The 25,438-nt window shown below is 34.0% G+C and carries 24 protein-coding genes and 2 pseudogenes; 20 read left to right on the plus strand and 6 right to left on the minus strand.

The window, feature by feature from the left end:
• Positions 1 to 142: 142 nt before the first annotated feature.
• From ACVWY7_RS18255 to ACVWY7_RS18270, 4 genes are all read left to right on the plus strand, one after another.
• Positions 143 to 361 carry a hypothetical protein gene (locus tag ACVWY7_RS18255; protein ID WP_000864283.1) on the plus strand — a complete coding sequence of 73 codons (219 nt, stop codon included), beginning with the start codon at positions 143 to 145 and terminating at the stop codon, positions 359 to 361.
• 208 nt (positions 362 to 569) lie between these two features.
• The gene (locus ACVWY7_RS18260) at positions 570 to 824 is read left to right on the plus strand and encodes a KH domain-containing protein (protein WP_000050506.1); all 255 of its coding nucleotides are present in this window, start codon (positions 570 to 572) and stop codon (positions 822 to 824) included.
• Entirely contained in the window at positions 805 to 966 is a 162-nt protein-coding gene (locus ACVWY7_RS18265) for a hypothetical protein (RefSeq protein WP_000399423.1), read from the plus strand. Before ACVWY7_RS18260 ends, ACVWY7_RS18265 begins: the two co-directional genes overlap by 20 nt.
• A gap of 430 nt (positions 967 to 1,396) precedes the next feature.
• Positions 1,397 to 1,732 (plus strand): YolD-like family protein, encoded by a 336-nt coding sequence (locus ACVWY7_RS18270; protein WP_000132924.1) that lies wholly within the window; start codon positions 1,397 to 1,399, stop codon positions 1,730 to 1,732.
• A 216-nt stretch (positions 1,733 to 1,948) separates the two neighbouring features.
• On the opposite strand, the gene gerPF is transcribed toward ACVWY7_RS18270, so the two are convergent.
• Positions 1,949 to 2,164, minus strand: coding sequence for a spore germination protein GerPF (gerPF, locus tag ACVWY7_RS18275; RefSeq protein ID WP_001141565.1), 216 nt, complete (start codon positions 2,162 to 2,164; stop codon positions 1,949 to 1,951).
• 209 nt (positions 2,165 to 2,373) lie between these two features.
• Between gerPF and ACVWY7_RS18280 the strand changes: the two genes are divergently transcribed.
• The 3 genes and pseudogenes from ACVWY7_RS18280 (at position 2,374) to ACVWY7_RS18290 (ending at position 3,220) form a co-directional block, all read left to right on the plus strand.
• Entirely contained in the window at positions 2,374 to 2,709 is a 336-nt protein-coding gene (locus tag ACVWY7_RS18280) for a hypothetical protein (RefSeq protein ID WP_001066870.1), read from the plus strand.
• Positions 2,706 to 2,831, plus strand: a pseudogene (locus ACVWY7_RS18285) (DUF6944 family repetitive protein); the annotation flags it as partial. The gene ACVWY7_RS18280 and the pseudogene ACVWY7_RS18285, both read left to right, overlap by 4 nt.
• Before the next feature lie 176 nt (positions 2,832 to 3,007).
• Entirely contained in the window at positions 3,008 to 3,220 is a 213-nt protein-coding gene (locus tag ACVWY7_RS18290) for a YqaE/Pmp3 family membrane protein (RefSeq protein WP_000990227.1), read from the plus strand.
• A gap of 67 nt (positions 3,221 to 3,287) precedes the next feature.
• On the opposite strand, the gene ACVWY7_RS18295 is transcribed toward ACVWY7_RS18290, so the two are convergent.
• A complete protein-coding gene (locus tag ACVWY7_RS18295; protein ID WP_000423631.1) occupies positions 3,288 to 3,494 on the minus strand; it encodes a KTSC domain-containing protein in 207 nt (68 codons plus the stop codon).
• A 468-nt stretch (positions 3,495 to 3,962) separates the two neighbouring features.
• Here ACVWY7_RS18295 and ACVWY7_RS18300 point away from each other — a divergent pair, with 468 nt between their 5' ends.
• On the plus strand, positions 3,963 to 6,485 hold the full coding sequence (locus ACVWY7_RS18300) for a PBP1A family penicillin-binding protein (protein WP_456523886.1): 2,523 nt from the start codon (positions 3,963 to 3,965) through the stop codon (positions 6,483 to 6,485).
• A 100-nt stretch (positions 6,486 to 6,585) separates the two neighbouring features.
• On the opposite strand, the pseudogene ACVWY7_RS18305 reads toward ACVWY7_RS18300, so the two are convergent.
• Positions 6,586 to 6,870 (minus strand): annotated as a pseudogene (locus ACVWY7_RS18305) (hypothetical protein).
• 237 nt (positions 6,871 to 7,107) lie between these two features.
• On the opposite strand from ACVWY7_RS18305, the gene ACVWY7_RS18310 reads away from it, so the two are divergent.
• The 8 genes from ACVWY7_RS18310 (at position 7,108) to ACVWY7_RS18345 (ending at position 16,809) form a co-directional block, all read left to right on the plus strand.
• Positions 7,108 to 8,253, plus strand: coding sequence for an MFS transporter (locus tag ACVWY7_RS18310; RefSeq protein WP_456523887.1), 1,146 nt, complete (start codon positions 7,108 to 7,110; stop codon positions 8,251 to 8,253).
• Between the two features lie 15 nt (positions 8,254 to 8,268).
• Entirely contained in the window at positions 8,269 to 8,559 is a 291-nt protein-coding gene (locus ACVWY7_RS18315; protein WP_000406137.1) for a HesB/YadR/YfhF family protein, read from the plus strand.
• Positions 8,560 to 8,957: 398 nt separating this feature from the next.
• Entirely contained in the window at positions 8,958 to 10,079 is a 1,122-nt protein-coding gene (gene mmgD / locus ACVWY7_RS18320) for a citrate synthase (RefSeq protein WP_001983266.1), read from the plus strand.
• Between the two features lie 98 nt (positions 10,080 to 10,177).
• On the plus strand, positions 10,178 to 11,614 hold the full coding sequence (gene prpD / locus ACVWY7_RS18325; protein ID WP_000598117.1) for a 2-methylcitrate dehydratase: 1,437 nt from the start codon (positions 10,178 to 10,180) through the stop codon (positions 11,612 to 11,614).
• A gap of 18 nt (positions 11,615 to 11,632) precedes the next feature.
• Positions 11,633 to 12,541, plus strand: a complete 909-nt coding sequence (prpB, locus tag ACVWY7_RS18330) for a methylisocitrate lyase (RefSeq protein WP_000312655.1) — start codon at positions 11,633 to 11,635, stop codon at positions 12,539 to 12,541.
• Between the two features lie 154 nt (positions 12,542 to 12,695).
• Positions 12,696 to 14,405, plus strand: a complete 1,710-nt coding sequence (locus ACVWY7_RS18335) for an acyl-CoA dehydrogenase family protein (RefSeq protein ID WP_456523888.1) — start codon at positions 12,696 to 12,698, stop codon at positions 14,403 to 14,405.
• Between the two features lie 16 nt (positions 14,406 to 14,421).
• Positions 14,422 to 15,312, plus strand: a complete 891-nt coding sequence (locus ACVWY7_RS18340; protein ID WP_456523889.1) for an NAD(P)-dependent oxidoreductase — start codon at positions 14,422 to 14,424, stop codon at positions 15,310 to 15,312.
• A gap of 36 nt (positions 15,313 to 15,348) precedes the next feature.
• Entirely contained in the window at positions 15,349 to 16,809 is a 1,461-nt protein-coding gene (locus tag ACVWY7_RS18345; RefSeq protein WP_456523890.1) for a CoA-acylating methylmalonate-semialdehyde dehydrogenase, read from the plus strand.
• 70 nt (positions 16,810 to 16,879) lie between these two features.
• Here ACVWY7_RS18345 and ACVWY7_RS18350 read toward each other — a convergent pair whose 3' ends face one another.
• On the minus strand, positions 16,880 to 17,512 hold the full coding sequence (locus ACVWY7_RS18350) for a LysE family translocator (protein ID WP_000572323.1): 633 nt from the start codon (positions 17,510 to 17,512) through the stop codon (positions 16,880 to 16,882).
• A gap of 183 nt (positions 17,513 to 17,695) precedes the next feature.
• A complete protein-coding gene (locus ACVWY7_RS18355; RefSeq protein ID WP_000134908.1) occupies positions 17,696 to 18,751 on the minus strand; it encodes an enoyl-CoA hydratase/isomerase family protein in 1,056 nt (351 codons plus the stop codon).
• A 316-nt stretch (positions 18,752 to 19,067) separates the two neighbouring features.
• Between ACVWY7_RS18355 and ACVWY7_RS18360 the strand changes: the two genes are divergently transcribed.
• The 4 genes from ACVWY7_RS18360 (at position 19,068) to ACVWY7_RS18375 (ending at position 24,007) form a co-directional block, all read left to right on the plus strand.
• Positions 19,068 to 19,325 carry a hypothetical protein gene (locus ACVWY7_RS18360; RefSeq protein WP_001119407.1) on the plus strand — a complete coding sequence of 86 codons (258 nt, stop codon included), beginning with the start codon at positions 19,068 to 19,070 and terminating at the stop codon, positions 19,323 to 19,325.
• Positions 19,326 to 19,508: 183 nt separating this feature from the next.
• A complete protein-coding gene (locus tag ACVWY7_RS18365; RefSeq protein WP_000667348.1) occupies positions 19,509 to 19,748 on the plus strand; it encodes a DUF2584 domain-containing protein in 240 nt (79 codons plus the stop codon).
• Positions 19,749 to 19,763: 15 nt separating this feature from the next.
• Positions 19,764 to 20,921 carry an exonuclease SbcCD subunit D gene (locus tag ACVWY7_RS18370; protein WP_000765133.1) on the plus strand — a complete coding sequence of 386 codons (1,158 nt, stop codon included), beginning with the start codon at positions 19,764 to 19,766 and terminating at the stop codon, positions 20,919 to 20,921.
• Positions 20,918 to 24,007, plus strand: a complete 3,090-nt coding sequence (locus ACVWY7_RS18375) for an SbcC/MukB-like Walker B domain-containing protein (protein WP_456523891.1) — start codon at positions 20,918 to 20,920, stop codon at positions 24,005 to 24,007. Before ACVWY7_RS18370 ends, ACVWY7_RS18375 begins: the two co-directional genes overlap by 4 nt.
• A gap of 971 nt (positions 24,008 to 24,978) precedes the next feature.
• Here ACVWY7_RS18375 and ACVWY7_RS18380 read toward each other — a convergent pair.
• Positions 24,979 to 25,152 carry a hypothetical protein gene (locus ACVWY7_RS18380; RefSeq protein ID WP_001142751.1) on the minus strand — a complete coding sequence of 58 codons (174 nt, stop codon included), beginning with the start codon at positions 25,150 to 25,152 and terminating at the stop codon, positions 24,979 to 24,981.
• Between the last annotated feature and the right edge of the window lie 286 nt (positions 25,153 to 25,438).

Consider the following 25,438-nt stretch of genomic DNA (forward strand, 5'->3'; position numbering starts at 1 on the left):
AAAATATTGACGCTAAATGAAGTGAAAAGCAGAGCATTCTATTAAGATGAATGTTCTTTTTCGTATGAAATTTTAAGGGGAAGAATGAATACTTTTAAATGAATTATTGAATAGATAAATAAATTATGTAGGGGGAGAAAATGTGAAAGTAATTTTTCAAAGAGAAGACGGAGGGAAAATTTTCGAATCGTATGATGAAGATATAAATAACCTTTTAGCTATTTTAAAAGAAACGAAAGGAATTAAGATTGGGATGGTTGACTATAAAGTATTAAAATACGAATTAGAGTATTTTCGGAATCCTAAAAAAGCAGTAACGGAGAAGGAATTACATATAATAGTGCAACCGAAATATATTTAATAATTAGAGTGAATTATAAATAAATAGTTTGACGCAGTATGTACGAAAAGAGAGTGTTTAAATTGCTCTCTTTTCATAGAAATTTATAAGGAACGAGTTTTGATTCTTTATAAATCTCATAGATTTTTTGAATTTAGGCAGGGATTTTATATTTGGGTAGATAAATGTTCATATAAGTTATTTTTATGTGAATATTGGAGGAGTAAAAATGAGTTTAGCAAGTTATATAGGGTGTAATGTAGAAATTCCATTAACGGATCCAGATTCTAATGATGTAATTGTTTTTGGGCCATGTTTTTCAGATGAAAGTATGCTTGAAATTGTACAAGAGTTTCAATTTCAAGCAAGTTATACATATGAAGTTTCAACGAGTTGGGGCATTGAACTTGTTGAGTGGCAAACTGAAAGGGAGAAGAAAGAAGCTATTAGCTTTACGCACGATTATGGAAGGTTATTTAAATGATGGGGACTATTTTGAATTATTCAGTTGTTGGGTTGGTGATGAAGATAAGGAACGATTGGGAGAATTAAAATTAAAAATAAATCATTTTAATATAGATGAGATTCGTATTCCAGAAAGAACACTTGTCAGGATAGAAAAATAAATATAGAAATATAGGTGATTAGAAAAAACGACTTCTCTTTAAGTGAAGTCGTTTTTTTAGTTGATACGTGAACTTCCTATTAAATGGGAAAAAGGCTCATTTGATGAAGAAAAAATAAATTCCTTCTCAAAAGAACGTAGGTTCGTGTATAATTAGAACGAATGTTCTTGTATGTGTAGATAGGATACGATTTAGAAATAAAGTGAAAATGTAATTAGTGGGTGTTCATCATCCACTAATTACATTTTCACCAATCGGCTGTTTACGGGGAGTTGATTTTCGACTTACTTTCCTTGTATGTTGTGAATTTTGAGGTGGGAGATTTCCTACCTGTTCATGCGGTGGAAATATAAGCCGAGCAATTATTAAAGAATAATCGAAGCGCAATATGTTCGAAATAGAATGGATAAATAATCAAGGAGATAGAGAAATGACTGATGTAAAGATGCAAAAAGCAAAAAGAGAATGGGTTCCATTTACAGTAATGTCGGAACAATTATTAAGTATGCAAAAGGTTATTGGAGAGAAATTTAAAGTACAAAAACCACTCTTAACAAAAGAAGCAAAAGAGGGAATTTCTGATAAATTATTAACGTCATTATTGTCAGAGAAAGAAATATTGGTGACTTATTTTGAAGATGGGTACATACTTACAAGCTATATGACAGTTGTACATATAAACCCGCTAAAGCGCATTGTAATGTGTACTGACGCGTTTTATAGAACTTACGTGTTTAATACTGCGGATATTATTGAAATAACGTAAAGTAAGCTAAAAGTTAACTTTTAGCTTACTTTACGTTATCGTAGATGTGGAACAGAAAAAATGAAACGAAAAAGCAGCTAGCTTCATACTAGCTGCTAAGCCCCAGGGAAAGGGAGAAAAGATAGGGTACTCCAAAAATCAATAATAGCTGTGTAACAGCCTGATTATAGTATGGACAAATTTGAAATTCTTAAACAGTAAGATGAAAAAATAGGGTTAGGCTGTACCGACTTGGTTTTGATCCGCAAGGTCAGAATCAAACGTATTAGTCGCACTCACACCATTAAAAGTATTAACAACAAAACCGACGTTTGAAGCGCCAGATCCATTATAAGCCTTCGTATTTTCTTTCGGAGAAACGTTGTAGAAATCACCTAAGTTAAATGAACCGTTACTATTTTGTACAACTAAATTCCCTACAACTGAGGGCATGGTTTTCACCCACTTTACAATCATTTGTTAACACTACTATATGGTCTTATAGTCCAAATGGTTCATATAATAAAAATTGCGAAATAGTAAAACGTTTGAAGTGTAGTTTAATCCCATAATAAAAGTGTGTTAAACTGAACGTAAGGTTAAGTAATTAAAAATAATAATTGTATAATTAGTATATGCAAAAATAAAGGAGGCAAAATGTAATGAATAATGTTATAAAAAAAGTAGATTTAACAGATGCAAAATCAAGTAATCTTGTTGCACTTATTTATAGCAATGAAGTTATATTGGTGGAAGAAGCATTTTGTCCAAATGAAATAAAATTAAAGTTTAATGAAATTGCAATTTTATCGGCTATTAAAACAGCACATATAATGAAAGTATCCATCAGAAAAGAGCTGGAAGCGATTTTTCATGACACGGGTGTTTTATTGGTGAAGCATAGTGCAGAGTATGGAAACAGTCAATCTATTACTATGCATTTTGAACAATTTAAAAAGTTGCAATATGAGATTGAGTATTTAAATAAAAGTATGTAATTGGTGTTTGGATACAAGCGATAGAAACCGCTATTTCTGCGATTGGATTAACTATAATAGAGAAAGAAAAAAGATTAGAAAAAATAATAATAAGAAATTGTTCATGTAAAGATGGTATGTAAAATTCAAATTTTACATAAGTAGAAAAATTGAAGTGGTAGGTTTTTTGGCATTAAAATAGAATATATAACAGTAGAATAGTTATTAGTTGTTAATAAAAATATCGGAAATACGAAAGTAATTGGTTTTTATACCGTATGGAGAGAGAAAAAATACGAAACAAGGAGTTTTTCAAAAGATGATGTATTTGTTGGCAATTCTTCTTCCACCTGTAGCTGTATTATTTTGTGGAAAACCATTTCAAGCAATAATTAATTTCATATTAACGTTAATATTTTGGGTTCCAGGCGTTATTCATGCGATATTAGTTGTACATGATAAAAAAGAAGATCGGCGTTTAAAAAAACAAATTCAAGCATACGATGAAATAAATAAGAAGAACAGAAGATAGCTGAGTTGTGAAATGATTTTAAAAAGAAAGGGGGGCTACCTCCTTTCTTTTTTCATTCTAGTTAAGTTTAAATTTTAGTGTAGCGGTAAGAATTTTTAATATAAGTATTGTGATAATAACTTTTAGAGTGTGCGTTTAATAAACCGGTGTAAATGTTTTTAGGAACGTTAAAGAAATCGTACATTCCATGCTTTAATTGAATGCGTAAAATCATAGAAAAAGGATTATAGCCAACAGCAACTATAGTTTTTGAAATTACGGGAGATAGTTCCATTATTACGCAACTCCTCACTTTTCATTTTTAATAATTTCTTATAGATGTTGAGGTTGTGGTGTTGAAGTCTTTATAATTAAAGATGTATTATACTTATATGCAATATATTAAATGTTCGTTATACGTAATTATAAGGAAGTTCACACGAAGTACATATCGTTGTGCTATTTTTATTTCACCTTTGATTTATAAATAAGAAAATATTGACCATTTGAAAAAAAGGTATATTATTTATACGAGGTATTAAAATTTCACTTTTTACATTCTATGCTTGAAGGGGCAGCATTATTAGAAAAATAGAAGTGAAAATACTTAGTATAAGAAGTATTCTAAAATTTATAATCTGTGAATTAGGAAAATATTGAATGCTCCAGGTCGATATACTTTCTTAATTTAATTCATTTTAGAAAGTGACCTCAATATTTTTAAGTAAATCAACGGGAGAATTGAAAGGCAGGAGAAAGTAACATGTCAGAAAATTATCGTTCTCGAGAGGAGCGACGACAAGTTAAAAAGAAAAAACAGCCAGCTTCTAAAACACAAAAACCAAAAGGTAAAACATCGTTCTTTCGCAAGTTTTTAATTACTTGTTTATTACTTGGTATTGTTGGTTTAGTGGGGGGAGTTGCTACCTTTTTCGTAATGATTAAGGATGCACCAAAACTTGAGAAAGCAAAACTTGTTAATCCGTTATCCTCAAAAATTTATGATAAAAATGGCGATTTGGTATATGAATACGGGAAAGAAAAACGGACGAATGTTACGTATGATCAAATTCCTAAATTAGTAGAAAATGCATTTTTAGCAACAGAAGATGCACGTTTTTACGAGCATAGCGGAGTAGACTTTAAAGGTACTGCCCGTGCTGTTTTGGTGAGTCTTAAAGGCGATTACGGTTCACAAGGTGGAAGTACGATAACACAGCAGGTTATTAAAAATTACTTCTTATCGATGGAAAAAACATCAAAACGTAAGATTCAAGAAATATATTTAGCGTATAAGTTAGAACAACAGTATTCAAAACATGAAATTTTAGAAATGTATTTAAATAAAATTAATCTAGGTAATCGTTCATATGGTATCGCAACAGCAGCACAGAACTACTATGGTAAAGAATTGAAAGATTTAACATTACCAGAAGTTGCGATGCTTGCAGGTTTACCAAAAGCACCGAATAACTATGATCCAACGAAGACAGAAAATGTTCAAAGAGCAACAGAAAGAAGAAATGTTGTCCTAAAATTAATGAATCGACATGGTTATATTACGAAGGCAGAAATGGAAGAAGCTTCGAAAGTTGAAGTAACAGATGGACTTAAGACTGCAACTGTACAAGCAATGCCATATCCTGCATTTATGGATGCGGTTGTGAAAGAAGTTGAAAAAGAATTGCCAGATGCTAATATTGGTTCTGACGGTTTAGAAATTTATACAACATTAGACCCGAAAGCACAGGATTTTGCTGATAAGATTTTAAATGAAAATATTATTAATTATCCAAATGATAAATTTCAAGGTGCTTTCACATTTATGGATACGAAAACAGGAGAAGTTCGTGCTATAGGTAGTGGACGTGGTGAAAATAAAGCAGTATTTAAAGGGCATAATATGGCAATTGAATTAGATCGTGCAGCTGGTTCAACTATGAAGCCAATCTTTGATTACGGTCCTGCAATTGAATACTTAAAATGGGCTACGTATCATCAAATTGATGATTCTCCATTTAAATATTCAACTGGACAAGAAGTTCGAAATGCGGACAGAAGTCATTTAGGATCAATTACGATGCGTGAAGCATTAAAAATGTCGCGTAACGTTCCGGCAGTTAAAACTGCAAAAGAAGTAGGACTTAATAAAGCGAAGGAATTCTCTGAGAAATTAGGTATTACACTTAAGTCAGCACCAGAATCTACAGCGATTGGTACAAACGAAGTATCACCAACTGAAATAGCGGGTGCTTATGCGACATTTGGTAATGGTGGAAAGTATGCAAAACCGCATTTTGTTAAGAAAGTAGTTTATCCAGACGGCAAGTCACAAAGTTTTGGACAAAAACCAAAACAAGTTATAGCTGACTCTACAGCATATATGATTACTGATATGCTTCGTTCAGTAGTGACATCAGGTACTGGTACAGCAGCAAATATAAGTTCTTTAGATGTAGCTGGAAAAACAGGTACAACAAACTATGATTCAAAACAATTAGCGAAATTTAATATTCCGGAAAGTGCAACTCGTGATAGTTGGTTTGCAGGTTATACGCCGCAATATACGATGGCAGTATGGACTGGGTATATGAAAGATGGTAAGGACGAGTATATTAGTAGTAAAAATACGAAAATTGCACAGTTGATCTTTAAAGAAATGATGAGCGAGATGGCTACAGATAAATCAAGATTTAAAATGCCAAGTAGTGTAATTCAAGAAGGTAGTGAGCTGCGTATAAAAGGTGAAAAACGTGATTCTTCTCCAAATACGAGCGTACCGGATACAACAGAAAAACCAAAACAAGATCAACAGCAAAAAACTGAAGAAGAGAAAAAGCAAGAAGAATTAAAAAAACAAGAAGAACTTAAAAAACAAGAAGAACTTAAAAAACAAGAAGAAGAAAAGAAACAAGAGGAACTGAAGAAGCAGGAAGAACAAAAGAAACTAGAAGAGCAAAAGAAACAAGAAGAAGAAAAGAAACAAAATGAACAAAATAATGGAAATGGTCAAGGAACGACCCCTCCAGCAAATAACGGAGGAGGCCAAGGAAATACAACACCTCCAGCAAATAACGGAGGAGGTCAAGGAAATACAACACCTCCAGCAAATAACGGAGGAGGTCAAGGAAATACGACTCCTCCAGCAAATAACGGAGGAGGTCAAGGAAATACAACACCTCCAGCAAATAATGGAGGAGGTCAAGGAAATACAATTCCTCCAGCGACCACACAACCGGAGACTGGCGGTAATACAGGAGAGGCCCCTGCTAATAATGGGCAATAAGAAAATTTTATGAAAAATATTAAAAAGCAATTAAGATTTGTAAAAATTACAATCTTAATTGCTTTTTTCGTTAAATGTAGTAGCTATGAGACGATGTATTTTAAATGTTAAATGTACCATATAAATTTTGAAAATAAATTGAAGAGAAATGATAAGAAACTTGAGATTGAGGTAACGGAGAATAACTGTGGCTATGAAAGGTAGTACCACTTGTTGGATATGCGCCATGATGCCAAGATAAGGGGGAAACTTGATCAGGAATTTAATATTGTTGCCAAGTTACGGGAAGTTCAATACCAACATTGGAACTAGCTGTATGAACTGCAGGAACGTGTATCTCAGGAGTCGAAGGAACTATGGCAGTTACTCTTGGAGATACCCACATAACATAATCACACCTAAGTTGTGATAATAAAGAAGTATATTCTTTTCACACATATAAAGGTACATATAGATAGGACTTTAGGCTAAAACATACGTATAAAGTTGTAAGACCAATTTAAATTGATTTTGGACCATTTATTATAAAAAGATACGTCTATTTACGGAAGGCAAAGGAACGAAGAAACTGTAAAATGGAGGTGTTAATTGCAATAACTTACGTGTTTATGGAGGAATTTTAATGGAACGATTATGGACGAAATCATTTATTCAAATGACTTTCGCAATGTTATTTTTATTTACAGGATTTTATTTACTTGTTCCAACGCTTCCGCTTTTTATTAAAGAGATAGGTGGCAATGAATCACAAGTTGGACTCATGATGGGAATGTTTACAATAGCTGCAGTTGTAATACGACCGATTATTGGAGGGATGTTAGATCAATATGGTAGAAGATCCTTTATTATTTTCGGACTCATCTTTTTTGGGTTAACGATGTACTCTTATAATTTAGCGACGACTATTGTCCTTTTAGCTATTTTACGTATTATTCACGGAGTAACATGGGCTGTTTCTACAACAGCTGTTGGAACAGCGATAACTGATATTATTCCAGATTCACGACGTGGTGAAGGTATGGGATGGTATGGGATGGCTATGACGATTGCAATGGCAATTGGCCCAATGATTGGATTATCGGTTGTACAAAATTATTCATTTCATGGCCTTTTCTTATTAGCCACTCTTTTATCCTTTATGGCAGTCTTATTATCGTTAATGACGAAAATGCCATTCACACCACAAAAAGAAAAAGGGAAAATGCAATTGTTTGAAAAATCCGTTCTATCCATTACGATAGTTGTATTCTTTTTATCATTTGCATATGGAGGCATTACGACGTTTTTACCGCTATTTGCATCGTCAATTGATGTGAATCCTGGGACATTCTTTCTTGTATATGCAATTGCTTTAACAATCGTAAGGCCAATTTCAGGAAAACTATTAGATAAGTACGGAGAAGTATTTATCATACTTCCGGCACTATGCATTACTGTTATTGCAATAGTTGTGCTAACGATTTCAAATAATTTAATAGGTGTAGTTATCGCAGCTACATTATATGGTGTTGGATTCGGTTCAGCACAGCCAGCATTGCAAGCCGCGATGCTTTCAATTGTTGACTCGAGTAAAAGAGGAGTTGCTAACGCTTCGTTCTTTACCGCATTTGATTTAGGGATTGGACTTGGTGCAATTTTACTTGGAGTTGTTTCACAAATGTTTGGTTACCGTATTTTATTTGCTGGTAGTGCAATTTCAGGATTAATTGCTTTCATTATTTTTGTGTTTTTTGTAAAACAGCAATTAGGCAAAAAAGAATTTGCGTAAACGGGAGGAACAAAGATGGAAATTTCAATTGATCATAAAGCTCTACAATGGTTTAAAGAAGAATTACGTATAAAGCATGGTGAATCTATACGGTTTAATGTAAGATACGGAGGAGATAGCTCCATCCAGCCAGGCTATTCTTTAGGAATTGTTGCAGAGAAAGCAGCTGGGGAAATTGTGTCAGTTGAGAAAGAAGGTATTTTATTTTTTGTGGATGTTGATGATCTTTGGTACTTTCAAAACTATGATTTAGTTGTAGGTTATCATGAGGAAATAGAAGAAATTCAATTTAATTACGTAAAATAATAACTTTATTAAAAATAAATAAATTTTATATGGAAATTATATTTAGAGAATAGTGAAATAAATATAATGCAAAAAACGGGCTGTATATGAATACAGCTCGTTTCTTTATTTAGTAAAAGGAATTGTAAAGTAGGTATATATTTAACTGGATTATATGAATTAACTTTATATTTTGTTTTAAAGATAAATAAAGAGAAGTCTGTCCTTTCTTTATAAACTATGAAAATTATTGTTGAAAAATTGTATTGTTACATCGGTAAAAGTATAGGAAACTTATCATTATAAAATAAATTGAAATCTTCTAAAAACTCTGATACATTGAAATAGAAATGTAGTTTCACAATATTGTAAAGGCTTACAGTTATGTGCACGAAGATCTATTAGGATTGGAGGAAATAATGATGAAAGCTGAAGAAAAATTTTCCCCGGGATTAGATGGTATAGTGGCAGCGGAGACGAAGATCTCGTTTCTTGACACAGTGAAAGGTGAAATTGTAATTCAAGGGTATGATTTAATCGAACTCTCAAAAACAAAAGAGTATTTAGACATTGTGCACCTTTTATTGGAAGAACATCTACCGAATGAGGATGAAAAAGCAACACTTGAAAAGAAATTAAAAGAAGAATACGCGGTACCAGAAGGTGTATTCAACGTATTAAAGGCATTACCGAAAGAAACGCACCCTATGGATGGATTGCGTACAGGTGTGTCCGCATTAGCTGGTTACGATAATGATATTGAAAACCGCTCGTTAGAAGTAAACAAAAGCCGCGGATACAAATTATTGAGTAAAGTACCAAACATTGTAGCGAATAGCTATCATATTTTAAATAATGAAGAGCCAATCGAACCACTTAAGGAATTATCATATAGTGCAAATTTCTTCTATATGTTAACAGGTAAAAAACCAACTGAACTTGAGGAGAAGATCTTTGATCGTTCCCTTGTTTTATATAGTGAACATGAAATGCCAAACTCTACATTTACAGCGCGCGTTATTGCATCTACACAATCCGACTTATATGGTGCTTTAACAGGTGCGGTTGCATCTTTAAAAGGTAGCTTACACGGCGGTGCAAACGAAGCGGTTATGTACATGCTTTTAGAAGCTGGTAATGTTGAGAAATTTGAAGAATTATTACAGAAGAAACTATATAACAAAGAAAAAATTATGGGCTTTGGACACCGTGTATATATGAAGAAAATGGACCCAAGAGCTTTAATGATGAAGGAAGCTTTAAAACAGTTATGTGATGTAAAAGGTGATTATACACTATATGAAATGTGTGAAGCTGGAGAAAAGATTATGGAGAAGGAAAAAGGAATTTATCCAAACCTTGATTATTATGCAGCTCCAGTATATTGGATGCTGGGTATTCCAATTCAACTATACACGCCAATCTTCTTTAGCTCTAGAACAGTAGGACTATGTGCGCACGTTATTGAACAACATACGAACAATCGTTTGTTCCGTCCACGTGTAAATTATATTGGCGAGCGACATGTACTTAGTAAGTAAGAACAACTGGGGAGTTGTTAGCGCCGCCCGCCGGATGGGTGTTTGACCGACACCCATCATTAATAATAACGAATTTTCGACAGAAAGGGAAGAATAGCATGATTAAAACAAATGAAATTAAACAAAAAGATGCATTATTAGAAGAAATTGCGGATTATGTATTAAATAAAGAGGTAACTAGCGCAGAAGCATTCAGTACTGCTCGTTACGTATTACTTGATACACTTGGATGCGGAATTTTAGCACTACAATATCCAGAGTGTACGAAATTGTTAGGACCAGTTGTACCAGGAACAATCGTGCCAAACGGTACACGTGTACCAGGAACTTCTTATGTACTTGATCCAGTGAAAGGTGCATTTAATATCGGATGTATGATCCGTTGGTTAGACTATAACGATACTTGGCTTGCAGCAGAATGGGGACATCCATCTGATAACCTTGGCGGCATTTTAGCAGTTGCAGATTATATTAGCCGTGTTCGTATATCAGAAGGAAAAGAACCGTTAAAAGTACGTGAAGTATTAGAAATGATGATTAAAGCACATGAAATTCAAGGTGTATTAGCTTTAGAAAACAGCTTAAACCGCGTTGGTCTTGACCACGTATTATACGTAAAAGTAGCAACAACTGCTGTAGTTGCGAAAATGCTTGGCGGAACACGTGAAGAAATCTTTAATGCATTATCACATGCATGGATTGATAATTCTAGTCTTCGTACATATCGTCACGCTCCAAATACTGGATCACGTAAATCATGGGCAGCAGGTGATGCAACAAGCCGCGGTGTTCACCTTGCAATGACTGCTTTAAAAGGTGAAATGGGTTATCCAACAGCATTATCTGCACCGGGTTGGGGATTCCAAGATGTATTATTTAATAAACAAGAATTAAAGTTAGCTAGACCATTAGAGTCTTATGTAATGGAAAATGTATTATTTAAAGTTTCATATCCAGCAGAATTCCATGCACAAACAGCTGCAGAATGTGCTGTAAAATTACATCCGGAAATTAAAGAAAGATTAGATGAAATTGACCGTATTACAATTACAACTCATGAATCAGCAATTCGTATTATTGATAAAGAAGGTCCATTAAATAACCCAGCTGATCGTGATCATTGTTTACAATATATTACGGCAATTGGTTTATTAAAGGGAGATATCGTTGCGGATGATTATGAGGATGCAGTAGCAAATGATCCACGTGTAGATGAATTACGTAATAAGATGGTTGTTGTTGAAAACAAACAGTACAGTTTAGATTACCTTGACCCGAACAAGCGCTCAATCGCCAACGCTGTTCAAGTTCATTTCAAGGATGGAACTGTAACAGAAAACGTGGAATGTGAATATCCACTTGGTCACCGTTTCCGTAGAGACGAAGCAATTCCAAAAGTTGTTCAAAAATTCACTGCAAATATGGCAGGTCATTATTCTAGTAAGCAACAAGAACAAATTCATGAAGTTTGTTTAAATGAAGAGAAACTAGAAAATATGAATGTAAACGAATTTGTAGATCTATTCTTAATTTAATAATAGGGGGAATTTAGAATGGCTTGGGTTGTGAATAAACAGTCAACACAAGAGGAGCTTGCGAATCGCTTCCGAGCTTTAGTGGAAGCAAATGAAATTTTGCAAATTCCAGGTGCTCATGACGCAATGGCAGCTTTAGTTGCGAGAAATACAGGATTTTCAGCTCTTTATTTATCAGGAGCTGCCTATACTGCAAGTAAAGGATTACCTGATTTAGGAATCGTGACGTCTACTGAAGTAGCAGAGAGAGCAAGAGATCTAGTAAGAGCGACAGATTTACCAGTTCTTGTTGATATTGATACAGGATTTGGCGGTGTCCTAAACGTAGCGAGAACAGCTGTAGAAATGGTGGAAGCGAAAGTAGCAGCTGTTCAAATTGAAGATCAACAATTACCAAAAAAATGTGGACATTTAAATGGTAAGAAACTCGTTACGACAGAAGAATTAGTTCAAAAGATTAAAGCGATTAAAGAAGTTGCACCAAGCTTATATATTGTAGCGCGCACAGATGCTCGCGGCGTAGAAGGCTTGGATGAAGCGATTGAAAGAGCAAACGCCTATGTAAAAGCAGGTGCAGATGCGATATTCCCTGAAGCGCTTCAATCAGAAGAGGAGTTCCGTCTATTTAATAGTAAAGTAAATGCACCTTTACTTGCGAATATGACTGAATTTGGGAAAACGCCGTATTATAGTGCAGAGGAATTTGCGAATATGGGCTTCCAAATGGTTATTTATCCTGTAACTTCACTTCGCGTTGCAGCGAAAGCGTATGAGAATGTGTTTACTTTAATTAAGGAAACTGGTTCTCAAAAAGATGCACTTTCAAATATGCAAACGAGAAGTGAGTTATATGAAACAATTTCATATCATGACTTTGAAGAACTAGATACTGGTATTGCAAAAACAGTATTATCAGAGGATCAATAGATAAAACAACTAAGGCGATGAGAATACATCTTTAGCAAGACGAACTGCTTGATGTGAAAAATCATCGCCTTCTGTTTTCAAAAATAAGATATTCCACTCATCGTAGACGTGCATAAGTAGTAGCAAGTAAGGCCGAAATGATAGGGGGATTCAGATGGAGAAAACGAAGTTACCGTGGGATGAATTTTTTTCACTTAATAAAGATGTGAATCATGCTTTCTTTACGCCAGAAGATTTTTCAGGAGATGAAGATTTAATCGCAAAAACGACAGAACAATTCGTTAAACAAGAAATTGTTACACAAATGGAGAATATTGAACAACATAATTATAAAGTTTCCCGTCAATTGTTTGAGAAAGCTGGAGAACTTGGATTATTAAGTATCGAGGTCCCAGAAGAATATGGCGGATTCGAATTAGGAAAGGCAGTTTCAGGGCTTGTAGCAGAAAAAATGGGATACGCTGGTGCATTTAGTGTTTCATTTAATATACACGCTGGTGTAGGTACATTGCCTTACATATATTACGGAACGAAAGAACAAAAAGAAAAATATTTGCCGAAAATTGCGTCTGGAGAATGGATTGGAGCTTATGCTTTAACTGAGCCAAATGCCGGTTCTGATGCATTAAGCGCAAAAACGAGCGCAGTATTGAATGAAGATGGTACTGCTTGGAAGTTAAATGGTGAGAAGCAGTGGATTACAAATGCTCATATGGCAGATGTATACGTTGTTTTTGCGAAGACAAATAAAGGAATGACAGCGTTTATTGTCGAAAGAACATGTGAAGGTGTATCCATTGGACAAGAAGAAAAGAAAATGGGGATTAAAGGTTCTTCAACGGCTACGCTTATTTTAGAAGATGTTGTTATACCTGCTGAAAATGTTTTAGGGGAAGTTGGGAAAGGGCATCACGTAGCTCTTAATATTCTTAACTTCGCTAGACTAAAGCTTGCTTTTGGAAATATTGGAACTGCAAAACAAGCAATTGGATTGTCGGTTCAATATGGAAAAGAGCGAAAACAGTTCCAAACGGAATTAGTAGATTTTACGATGATTCAAGAGAAAATTGCAAATATGATCATTGCTACATATGGAGCAGAAAGTGCAGCTTATCGTACAGCAGGTGTAATTGATGAAGCAATTCATGAGAGTGATGAGGATCTTATGAAGAAAATGTCTCAATTTGCTATTGAATGTGCACTGAATAAAGTAAATGCTTCTGAAACACTTGGTCATATCGTAGATGAAGCTGTACAAATTCATGGTGGTTACGGTTATATGCAAGAATACGAGGTAGAACGATTATATCGTGATGCTAGAATTAGTCGTATTTTTGAAGGAACGAATGAAATTAATAGATTAACAGTTGCCAAAATGTTAATGAAGCAAATGGAACAAATTGAAGATACTGAAGTAGAGATTGATGTAGCAAATGTCGAACGAAATCATCGTTACATTTTATTAGCGAAAAAATTGTTGAAACAATCTTTGAAAACGCTCTCTAAAACTCCAGGGTTAAAAATTGATCAAGAGCAAGAATATTCACGTGTATTATCTAATATGTTAACGGATGTGTACGTCATGGAATCAGCATTTTTACGTACGAGTAAAGCAATTAGTAAAAATGGTGAAGGGAAAGAACGTACGAAACAAATGATAACTGACGTTATTTGTGAAGAAGGCTATCGTAAAGTAGAAGAAGCGGCGATTTCTATACTTTCAGCGGCTGTTACAGAAGAACAAGATAGGCACGTAATTTTAGCTGAAATTCGTCAATTATTAGTACCTTTATACACGAACGTATTTACAAAAAAGAGAGAAATTGCGAAAGCTATTATAAATCGCGGAAAGTATATTGTGTAAATAGGGGGAAAGCGATATGAAAAAGATTGGTTTTATCGGTTTAGGTAACATGGGTCTTCCGATGTCTAAAAATTTAGTTAAATCAAATTACACAGTATATGGTGTGGATTTAAATAAAGACGCTGAAGCTTCCTTTGAAAAAGAAGGAGGAATAATTGGCTTATCAATCTCAAAACTAGCAGAAACATGCGATGTGATTTTTACAAGTTTACCTTCACCTCGTGCTGTTGAAGCAGTATATTTTGGACAAGAAGGATTATTTGAAAATAGTCACTCGAATGTAGTTTTAATAGATACAAGTACTGTATCTCCACAGTTAAACAAACAGTTAGAGGAAGCTGCAAAGGAAAAGAAAGTAGACTTCTTAGCGGCACCTGTTAGTGGTGGGGTAATTGGAGCTGAAAATCGTACATTAACGTTTATGGTTGGTGGATCAAAAGAAGTATATGAAAAAACAGAATCTATCATGGACGTACTAGGTGCTAATATTTTCCATGTTAGTGAGCAAATTGATAGTGGTACAACAGTTAAATTAATTAATAACCTATTAATTGGTTTTTATACAGCTGGTGTGAGTGAAGCTTTAACGTTAGCGAAAAAGAACAATATGGATTTAGATAAAATGTTTGATATTTTAAATGTAAGTTATGGTCAAAGTAGAATTTATGAGCGCAATTATAAAAGTTTCATTGCATCAGAAAACTACGAGCCAGGCTTTACTGTAAATTTATTAAAGAAAGATTTGGGATTTGCAGTTGATTTAGCGAAAGAAAGCGAACTTCACTTACCGGTAAGCGAAATGCTATTAAACGTATATGAAGAAGCAAGTGAAGCAGGTTATGGTGAAAATGATATGGCTGCTTTATATAAAAAAGTTAGTGAACAATTAATTTCTAATCAAAAATAATAGACTTATAAACATCATAAAAAAGGAGAGAATATAATGATTACAACTGAAATTAAACGAGTAAAAAATCATATTAATGGTGAGTGGGTAGAATCTACTGGTACAGAAGTAGAAGCAGTTCCAAATCCGGCGACTGGAAAAATTATCGCTTACGTTCCGCTATCTCCGAAAGAAGATGTTGAAAAAGCTGTTGAAGCAGCAAAAGCAGCATATGGAACATGGTCTAAAGTACCAGTTCCGAATCGTTCAAGACAATTGTATAAATATTTACAGCTTTTACAAGAAAACAAAGAAGAACTGGCAAAAATTATTACGCTAGAAAATGGTAAAACATTAACGGATGCAACTGGTGAAGTACAGCGTGGTATTGAAGCAGTAGAACTAGCAACATCTACGCCAAATTTAATGATGGGACAAGCACTTCCGAATATTGCGAGCGGAATTGATGGATCAATTTGGCGCTATCCAATCGGGGTTGTTGCTGGTATTACACCTTTTAACTTCCCAATGATGATTCCATTATGGATGTTCCCACTTGCAATTGCTTGTGGTAATACATTCGTATTAAAAACATCTGAAAGAACGCCGCTTTTGGCTGAAAGACTTGTAGAGTTATTCTATGAAGCTGGTTTTCCAAAAGGCGTACTAAATTTAGTACAAGGCGGAAAAGATGTTGTAAATAGCATTTTAGAAAATAAAGATATTCAAGCTGTTTCGTTCGTTGGATCTGAGCCGGTAGCTCGTTACGTATACGAAACAGGTACGAAACATGGAAAACGTGTACAAGCGTTAGCTGGTGCGAAAAACCACGCGATTGTAATGCCAGATTGCAATCTTGAGAAAACAGTGCAAGGTGTAATTGGATCCGCATTTGCAAGTAGCGGAGAACGCTGCATGGCATGTTCAGTAGTAGCGGTAGTTGATGAAATTGCTGATGAATTCATTGACGTACTAGTAGCAGAGACGAAGAAGTTAAAAGTAGGTGACGGTTTCCACGAAGATAATTATGTTGGACCATTAATTCGTGAATCTCATAAAGAGCGTGTATTAGGCTATATTAATAGCGGTGTAGCAGATGGGGCTACTTTATTAGTAGATGGCCGTAAAATTAAGGAAGAAGTTGGAGAAGGTTACTTTGTAGGTGCGACAATCTTTGATGGTGTGAATCAAGAAATGAAAATTTGGCAAGATGAGATTTTTGCTCCAGTATTAAGCATTGTACGTGTTAAAGATTTAGAAGAAGGTATTAAACTAACAAATCAATCTAAATTTGCAAATGGTGCAGTTATTTATACGTCAAACGGTAAACATGCACAAACGTTCCGTGATAACATCGATGCGGGTATGATCGGTGTAAACGTAAACGTTCCAGCACCAATGGCATTCTTCGCATTTGCAGGAAATAAAGCGTCATTCTTTGGTGATTTAGGTACAAATGGTACAGATGGCGTTCAATTTTATACACGTAAAAAAGTTGTAACTGAGCGCTGGTTTTAATATAAAGTAGACAGCCAAATCAATTATTAAATGAAAACCACCACTATTAATTGTGGTGGTTTTCTTCTTGTTAATTGCTTTTTTCAAAAGCTAGTTTAATACCAAAACCAATTAAGATAATTCCTGTTAACCCTTGAATATAACGTTGCGTCTTCGGTTTTTTCATAAAAGCACTAATTTTATCAATTAAAAATATATAAAAAGCGAACCATATAACTGTTAAAATGAGGTAAGTAAGGCCCATTATGAGAAGTTGGATAAACGTATTATGATTTGGATTTAAAAATTGCGGTAAAAATGTTAAAAAGAAGACTGCAACTTTAGGGTTTAATAAATTCGTAAGAAACCCTTGACGAAAGCAAGAAGTGTGTTCGTCTTCATTATGCAAAGAAATATCGTTCGTATCGACGTCTTCTTTATTTCTTACTGCTAAAAGGGCTTTAATACCAATATAAATTAAATATAGAGCTCCAACGTACTTGAAAATAGAAAATAAAAGAGCTGACTTTACAATAAGTGCAGAAAGGCCGATTACTGCTGCTAAAGTATGGATCAATAGTGCAATACATGTACCGAACACTGTTTTCACCCCGCCCACTTTACCAGCAACTAATGTGTTTTTCGTAGCCATTGCAGTATCAGGGCCGGGTAAAATGATAAGACAAATAGACATAATGATGAAAAGAAAATAATTTTCAATCATAGTCGCTCCTCCTTTTTTATTTTTAGAATATTTGATTAAAAATAGTGTAGCACATATTTTGATTTAATAAAATTAAATTTTATTAAAAATCATTAAATGACAAAGAGGCTATAGAGTCGTGTAATTATACGACTCTATAGCCTTGATTTTTCCTGTATGAACCCCACTTATTAACGTTTCACTTTATGCGTTAAGTAAGTTAAAGAACCGATTTACATCTTCTTCTGAAACATCACTTAACTGCTTATATTTATAATTCGGATTTTGATCTTTATCAACGACAACGGATCGTACTCCTTCAAAGAAATCTTCATGTCTCATGAAATTTTTAGCAAGTACAAGGTCAGTAGCGAAACATTCTTCAACGGACTTATCATGTCCATCAATAAACTGTTTTAATGTTACTTTTAATGAAATAGGGGATTTTGATAATAGTGTTTCTTTCGTTTTTAAAGCAAAGGAACTTTGATCTTTCTCTAATGAATGAATAATTTTTTCAATTGTATCGAAAGCAAAATGTGCATTGATTTCTTCTAATAATGGAGCAAGCTCGCTTTCTAAATTTGAAGTAGTTGCAAATGTACGGATGACTTCTTTTAAATGAGTATGTACATCGTCTTCTTTATGCCAATTTACACTTTCCAGTTCAGTAAGGAACTTGGGTAATGAATCAGATGTCATAAAGTAATCAGCAGCGTTTATAAATAATACGTCAGAAGCTTTTAAAATAGATGCTGTTAATGCAACATATCTGCCAGCGAACCCTGGAGCCTTATTTAAGAAATAAGCAGCACCGACGTCTGGGAAGAAGCCGATATTCATCTCTGGCATTGCCCATTTTGTACGCTCGGTTACAATTCGGTATTTCGCACCATTTGTAAGACCGACACCACCACCCATTACAATTCCATCTAAACAAGCGATAATCGGTTTTTTGTATTGATAAATATATGTATCAATTTCATACTCTTCTTCAAAAAAACGTTCCGCATGCTGTAATGCAATTTCATTTGAACGTGCTTCATAAAGAGTTTTAATGTCACCGCCTGCACAAAAACCTTTTGTGCCAGCTCCTTTTAATACGATTAGCGCAATTTGCTCATCATTTTCCCACTCTTTTAGTTTTTGCCCAATTGGTTGCAACATGTCATAAGATAAAGAATTAAGTGCTTTTGGGCGGTTTAAAGTAATTGATGCAACGCCGTTTTCACTAACAGAAAATAAAACGTGTTCAGTCATAATTCATCCTCCCTTATATATCTTCTTATTCTTAATTCTTGATACGTACTGAAATGTCCTTTATAAATTTTGTCTAAAGTTGGCGGTACGTGTTAATTTGGTCATTGCATATTTTGACGAGTTATATTTGCAGGATTTTGGAGGTTTAAAATGAATATTACAACATTACTGTAATTGTAATTATTTGAAGTTATCATGCGAAACACGCTATTATATATGTGTAAATTGTACATAATCACTTCGAAAAGAGTATTTCAAGTGATTATAATGAAAGAAAAATTGCTTTTCATTAGAAATAGAGAAAGGAGAAATCGGAATGCCAGGACCTTTACTATTGTCGGTGATTATTTTGTCTTCTTTAATGATAGGGATAACGCAGTATTTTCATCATACAGATACGACAGAGGAAGTGAAGGATAAAGTACGACTTGTATTTCCGATTTTTATCATATCTATTTCTTTTTGCATTCTATTAAATAAGGATGGCTACATTGTCGCAGTATTTTCATTTTTTGTAGCGATTGTTTTCATTACAGTTTTATATTATGTAATGAAAGACTTTATCCAAAAATAAAGATGTCACATGAGACATTTTTATTTTTGGAACGAATAAAATTTCACATACCGTATTGTAGATAAAAATAAAAAACATATGGCAATAGAAAAGTATGTACTTTACCGTGTATTTACTTGTCAATCTTGCATAGCCAATATACTATTAATAATGTAGAGATTAGAAAAAGGGGTTGTATCTATCATGAAATTTGAGATGCACACAAAAATTATTTCAAATGAAAAAGAAGTAAGATTACATATAGAAGAAAACATATTTCAATTAAAATTGGATGGTTATCACTTATTTACAGTTCAAGAAATATTACCTTTATATAAATCAAATGAAGAAAGAATCGGTAGTGCAATGATACAAAAGTTAGAATGGGAGAACGGAAAAACTACAATAAACTATCAACTTGTATCACTAAATTCAGTAAATTAAAAGGAGCAGGAAACCATGAAGTTATTTCATACAGCGGATTGGCATTTAGGAAAGCTTGTTCATGGCGTGTATATGACTGAAGATCAAAAGATTGTATTAGATCAGTTTGTACAAGCAGTTGAAGAAGAAAAACCAGATGCCGTAATTATTGCAGGGGATTTATATGACCGAGCAATTCCACCTACGGAAGCAGTAGATTTATTAAATGATGTGCTGCAAAAAATAGTGATTGATTTACAAACACCAGTTATTGCAGTTGCTGGTAACCATGATAGTCCAGATCGTATTCATTTTGGAAGTAGTTTAATGAAGAAACAAGGATTATTTATTGTGGGGCAATTTCAATTTCCCTATGAACCAATTATATTAAATGATGAACATGGCGAGGTTCACTTCCATCTTGTTCCATATGCGGATCCAAGTATAGTTAGACATGTATTGAAAAACGAAGACGTACGTTCTCATGATGATGCGATGCGTATTTTTATGAATGAGCTTTCTGAAACGATGGATAAAGAAGCTAGACATGTATTTGTTGGTCATGCATTTGTAACTTCTGCTGGAGAAGCGGAAGAGAATACAAGTGATGCTGAACGACCGCTTTCAATTGGTGGTGCTGAATACGTAAATAGTCATTATTTTGATAAGTTTCATTACACAGCGCTTGGACATTTACATCAAGCGCATTTCGTACGTAATGAGACAATTCGATATTCAGGTTCGCCACTTGCCTATTCTATTTCTGAAGAAAAACATAAAAAAGGATATTATATTGTGGAATTGAACGAGCAAGGTGAAGCAACAATTGAAAAAAGGTTACTTACACCACGTCGTAAAATGCGAACAGTAGAAGCGAAAATAGATGAATTATTACAACATCCAGTAAGTGAAGATTACGTGTTTGTAAAATTATTAGATGAAAATCCTGTCTTGCAGCCAATGGAAAAAATACGCTCTGTATATCCAAATGCAATGCATGTTGAAAGATCCATTCAAAGACGAGAGTTCACAGAGTCAAATGAAGCAACTGTTTCAAGACATAAAACGGATGATTTATCACTATTAAAAGCTTTTTATAAAGAAATGAAAGGCTTAGATTTATCAGAAGAGAAAGAACGTCTATTTGTAGAAGTATTACAAACAGTGCAAGAACGGGAAGGTGAACGAGGATGAGACCGATCCAGCTTATTATGACGGCATTTGGCCCATATAAACAGAAAGAAGTAATTGATTTTGACGATCTGGGAGAGCATCGTATTTTCGCCATTTCTGGGAACACGGGCGCTGGAAAGACAACGATTTTTGATGCGATTTGTTATGTGTTATATGGTGAGGCAAGCGGAGAAGAACGAAGTGATACGAGCATGCTCCGCAGTCAATTTGCTGATGATAATGTGTATACAAGCGTAGAACTAACCTTTCAGTTAAAAGGGAAACGTTATGAAATAAAACGACAACTTGGACATAAAAAACAAGGGAATAAGACGATTACGGGACATGCGGTAGAATTATATGAAGTAATTGATGAAGAGAAGGTTCCAGCTGTTGATCGTTTTCATGTAACGGATGTAAATAAAAAAGTAGAAGATTTAATTGGTTTAAGTAAACATCAATTTAGCCAAATTGTTATGTTACCCCAAGGGGAATTCCGAAAACTATTAACATCTGAGACAGAAAATAAAGAAGAGATTTTACGTCGTATTTTTAAAACAGATCGTTATAAGTTAATGCGTGAGTTACTTGATCAAAAACGAAAACAATGGAAAGACGTCTTACAAGAAAAGCAGAAAGAGCGAGAGTTATACTTCCGTAATGTTTTTAAATTACCGATCCGAGATGGCGCATTATTAGAGACATTAGTGGAACAAGAGCATGTAAATACGCATCAAGTAGTAGAAGCATTAGAACAAGAAATAGCTGTGTATAAGGCAGAAGTTGAGCAATTACAAGTAGAACAAGATGTTCAAACGAAGCAATTAAAAGATGCTGAAACACGTTTTCACGCAGCAAAGTCTGTAAATGAGAAATTTATAGATTTACAACAAAAGAATGAGAAATATAATACTTTACAAGAAAATCGTACAGTTATTGAAATGAAAGAAACATCTTTTAAGCGTGCGGAACAAGCGAAGCGCTTATTACCATTTGAACAATGGCACGAAGAAGCGATGCAAAATGAGCAGAAAGCTGAAAGTTTGTTAAAACAAATTATCGCCAAAAAAGAAAATATAATGAATAATTTTGAACTTGCTCAGAAGAAATATGAAGTAGTAAAAAATAAAGAACCTGAGAGAGAAAATGCCAAAAAACTTGTTCAAAGATTAGAAGAGTTACAACCGATTATTGCATCATTAGCTGAGAAACAGTTGAATTTACAAAATGCAGAAATGCAAATAGGAAAATTAAAAGAAAGTATGCAAAACTTAGATCGACAATTAGAAGAGCATACAAATCAAAAACAGCTAATGTCTGGTGAATTACAGCAATTAGAGCAAGCGCTTGAACAATATGTAGATAAAGTAGAAGAACTAACGAATATGCGAGAAGATGCAAAAGTTTTAAAACAAGCATATGATGTATGGCAAGAAAAACAAAAATTCGAGCAAGAAAAAGAAGCAGCATATAGTAAGATGCAATTGGCAGTTAATGCATATGAAAATATGGAACGCCGCTGGTTAAGTGAACAAGCTGGTATATTGGCTCTTCATCTACATGATGGCGAATCTTGTCCAGTATGTGGTAGTACAACCCATCCGAAAAAAGCTACGGAGCAAAGTGGTGCGATCGATGAAAACGAGTTAAATGATTTAAGAGATAAGAAGAATATTGCTGAAAAACTACATGTACAAGTAGAGGAGAAGTGGAATTTCTATCATCTTCAATATGAACAGGTAATAGAAGAGGTTAAGAAGCGAGGCTATCAATCGGAAGAATTAGTTGAAACATATAGTGCGCTTGTTCAAAAAGGAAAACAATTAGCAACTGAAGTGAATACGTTAAAAGCTAGTGAAGAAACGCGTAAGCAAACAGCTGTGAAAATAAAAAGCGTAGAAGAAAAAGTAGATGCACTGCAGAAACAAAAACGTGAGGTAGAAACAGAGCAGCACCGTATAGAAATGGATTGTATGCAGCTTCGTACGTCATATGAACATGATAAGAAAAACATTCCTGAAAACTTACAAACAGTGCAAGAGTGGAAAGTTCAATTTGACCAAGCTATGCATGAACTCAGATTAATGGAGGACGAATGGAAGAAAGTGCAGGAAGCGTATCAACATTGGCAAAACGAAAATATACGTATTCAAGCAGAACAGGAAGGTGCTACTAATCAATTTGAAAGTGCAAAATTGAAGAAAGAAGAGACTTTCACGCGCTTTATGAAAGAGCTTGAGCAGAGCGGATTTACAGATCAACCTACGTATAAAGAAGCTAAATTAAGTGATGCTGAAATGGAAATGATACAAAAAGAAATACAAAGCTATTATTCATCTCTTGAAGTACTTGCGAAACAAATTGAAGAGTTACATGCTGAATTAAAAGATAAAGAGTATATGGATATTACAGCGTTAGGTGAACACATAAAAGAACTAGAAATTAACCTTGATATCATAAAAGAAAAACGTCAACGTGCGCAAAATACGGTAACATACATTTCTGATTTACATGAAAATATTAGACGTATTGATGAGCAAATTCATGAGGAAGAAAAAGCTTTCCAAGAACTTGTTGACTTATATGAAGTAATGAAAGGTGATAACGAAAGCCGTATATCATTTGAACGTTACATCCTAATTGAGTATTTAGAACAAATTGTTCAAATTGCAAACGAACGATTACGTAAATTATCAAATGGACAATTTTATTTAAAACGAAGTGAACGAGTTGAAAAAAGAAATCGTCAAAGTGGATTAGGTCTAGATGTATACGACGCATACACAGGCCAAACACGCGATGTAAAAACATTATCTGGCGGCGAGAAATTTAATGCATCGCTTTGCTTAGCGCTCGGAATGGCAGACGTCATTCAAGCATATGAAGGTGGTATATCCATCGAAACGATGTTTATCGATGAAGGATTTGGTTCATTAGATGAGGAGTCATTAACAAAAGCAGTAGACGCCTTAATTGACTTACAAAAATCAGGCCGATTTATCGGTGTCATTTCACACGTTCAAGAGCTGAAAAACGCAATGCCAGCTGTTTTAGAAGTAACGAAACAGAAGGATGGATGTAGTCAGACGCGGTTTGTGGTAAAGTAACACCTTTAATCTTTCTAATTTATCCAGCGTTTTTAACAATATTTTAGGCCTGAGTCACACTGGCGGTCACATTTTTCGAATACTTCGCCGAGTTTTTCAATTACAGAATGTTGCATATTGGGTGCTACGAGAATCGAACGTGGAAGGAAGGGGTAGGTTGAAGTCGGTGTATTATCAGTAGCGTTTTCTTTTTCGTATTCTATAAACTTACGATGAGACTTTAGTTCTTCAACCAAAATTGGCGGAAAGTAAATTGTACGTATACTAGTAATAAAATAAAAACAAGCTCTCAATACCGAGAGCTTGTTTTTATTTTTACGATTGTGAAAATAAGAATTCAGGGAATTCAACTGAATCAGGTGAATTCCTTACATGTTTTTGGATAGCGCCAACTGCTCTAAGAAAATAATAATTTGCCCCTTCACCTTTAGCTGGTTCTAATTCTACAGATCTTTTTTCTAGTTTATTAAATTGAATTTTTCCTGCTGCTTCTTCATCTTCACAAGGGAAAAACGATAAACGACTTTCTCTTTATCTTCATACTCTTTAAATAAGTCTACACAAACTCCCATATTATCAATCTCCTTATTGGTTAAAATTATAAGATAAAAAGAAAAAATGTAAATACAGAAATTTTAGATTAGTACAATGATATTTATGTAAAATAAAATCTACCTTATTGTAAATAAAGCCTATGTATACGCGAAAATTTTACTATTATTCCCATAGTACTTATGTGAACGATCGTAATAATAGTTTGACATATGAAGCGCGTACCTCCTTTTTAGTACATGCTAAGCGGAGAATGAAAGTTGTGTTTGGGCAGTAAATTGTGGATGTGTAGATAGGGGAAAAGAATCATGCTCAAAGTATTGTTTATGATTTTCTAGTATAGAACTTATTATAATAAAATAAATGCCACCTCTTTATAGAGGAGGCATTTATTTGTTATTTACAATTAGATAACTCCCTTATGAGTTATCTGTAGAAGGCAGCGTATTTTCCAAACAATTAACAGCTTTAAAAGCCGAAATTGCTAATATAACACCACCTACTAAAAATAAGGCTGATCCACTGATTAATATGATACGACTGACATACGTTTTGCACGATTCTTCAACTTCTTCTTGTAACATTGTAGGCATTTGAATTCGTCCTAAACAACATTTATTTTGTAGATAGTATATACAAACGCCTAAAATATGTTAAAATCACTGATAGTGTTATGAAGAGGTATATAGTTAGATGTGAATTGTTTGAAAAATCTTCATTGCAAATTTATGCTAACTTCACATAGAGCACATATTAACATTGTATTATGTATATGTACCAAATAAATAAAGTGAATTGAATTTTGTTCTGTTTTTAAAAATTTAAAATTCTATTATTTTTATATAAAGGTTTCACATCGGAGTTTTAAATATTTTGGAA

This window comes from Bacillus sp. TE9106W (assembly GCF_054062215.1).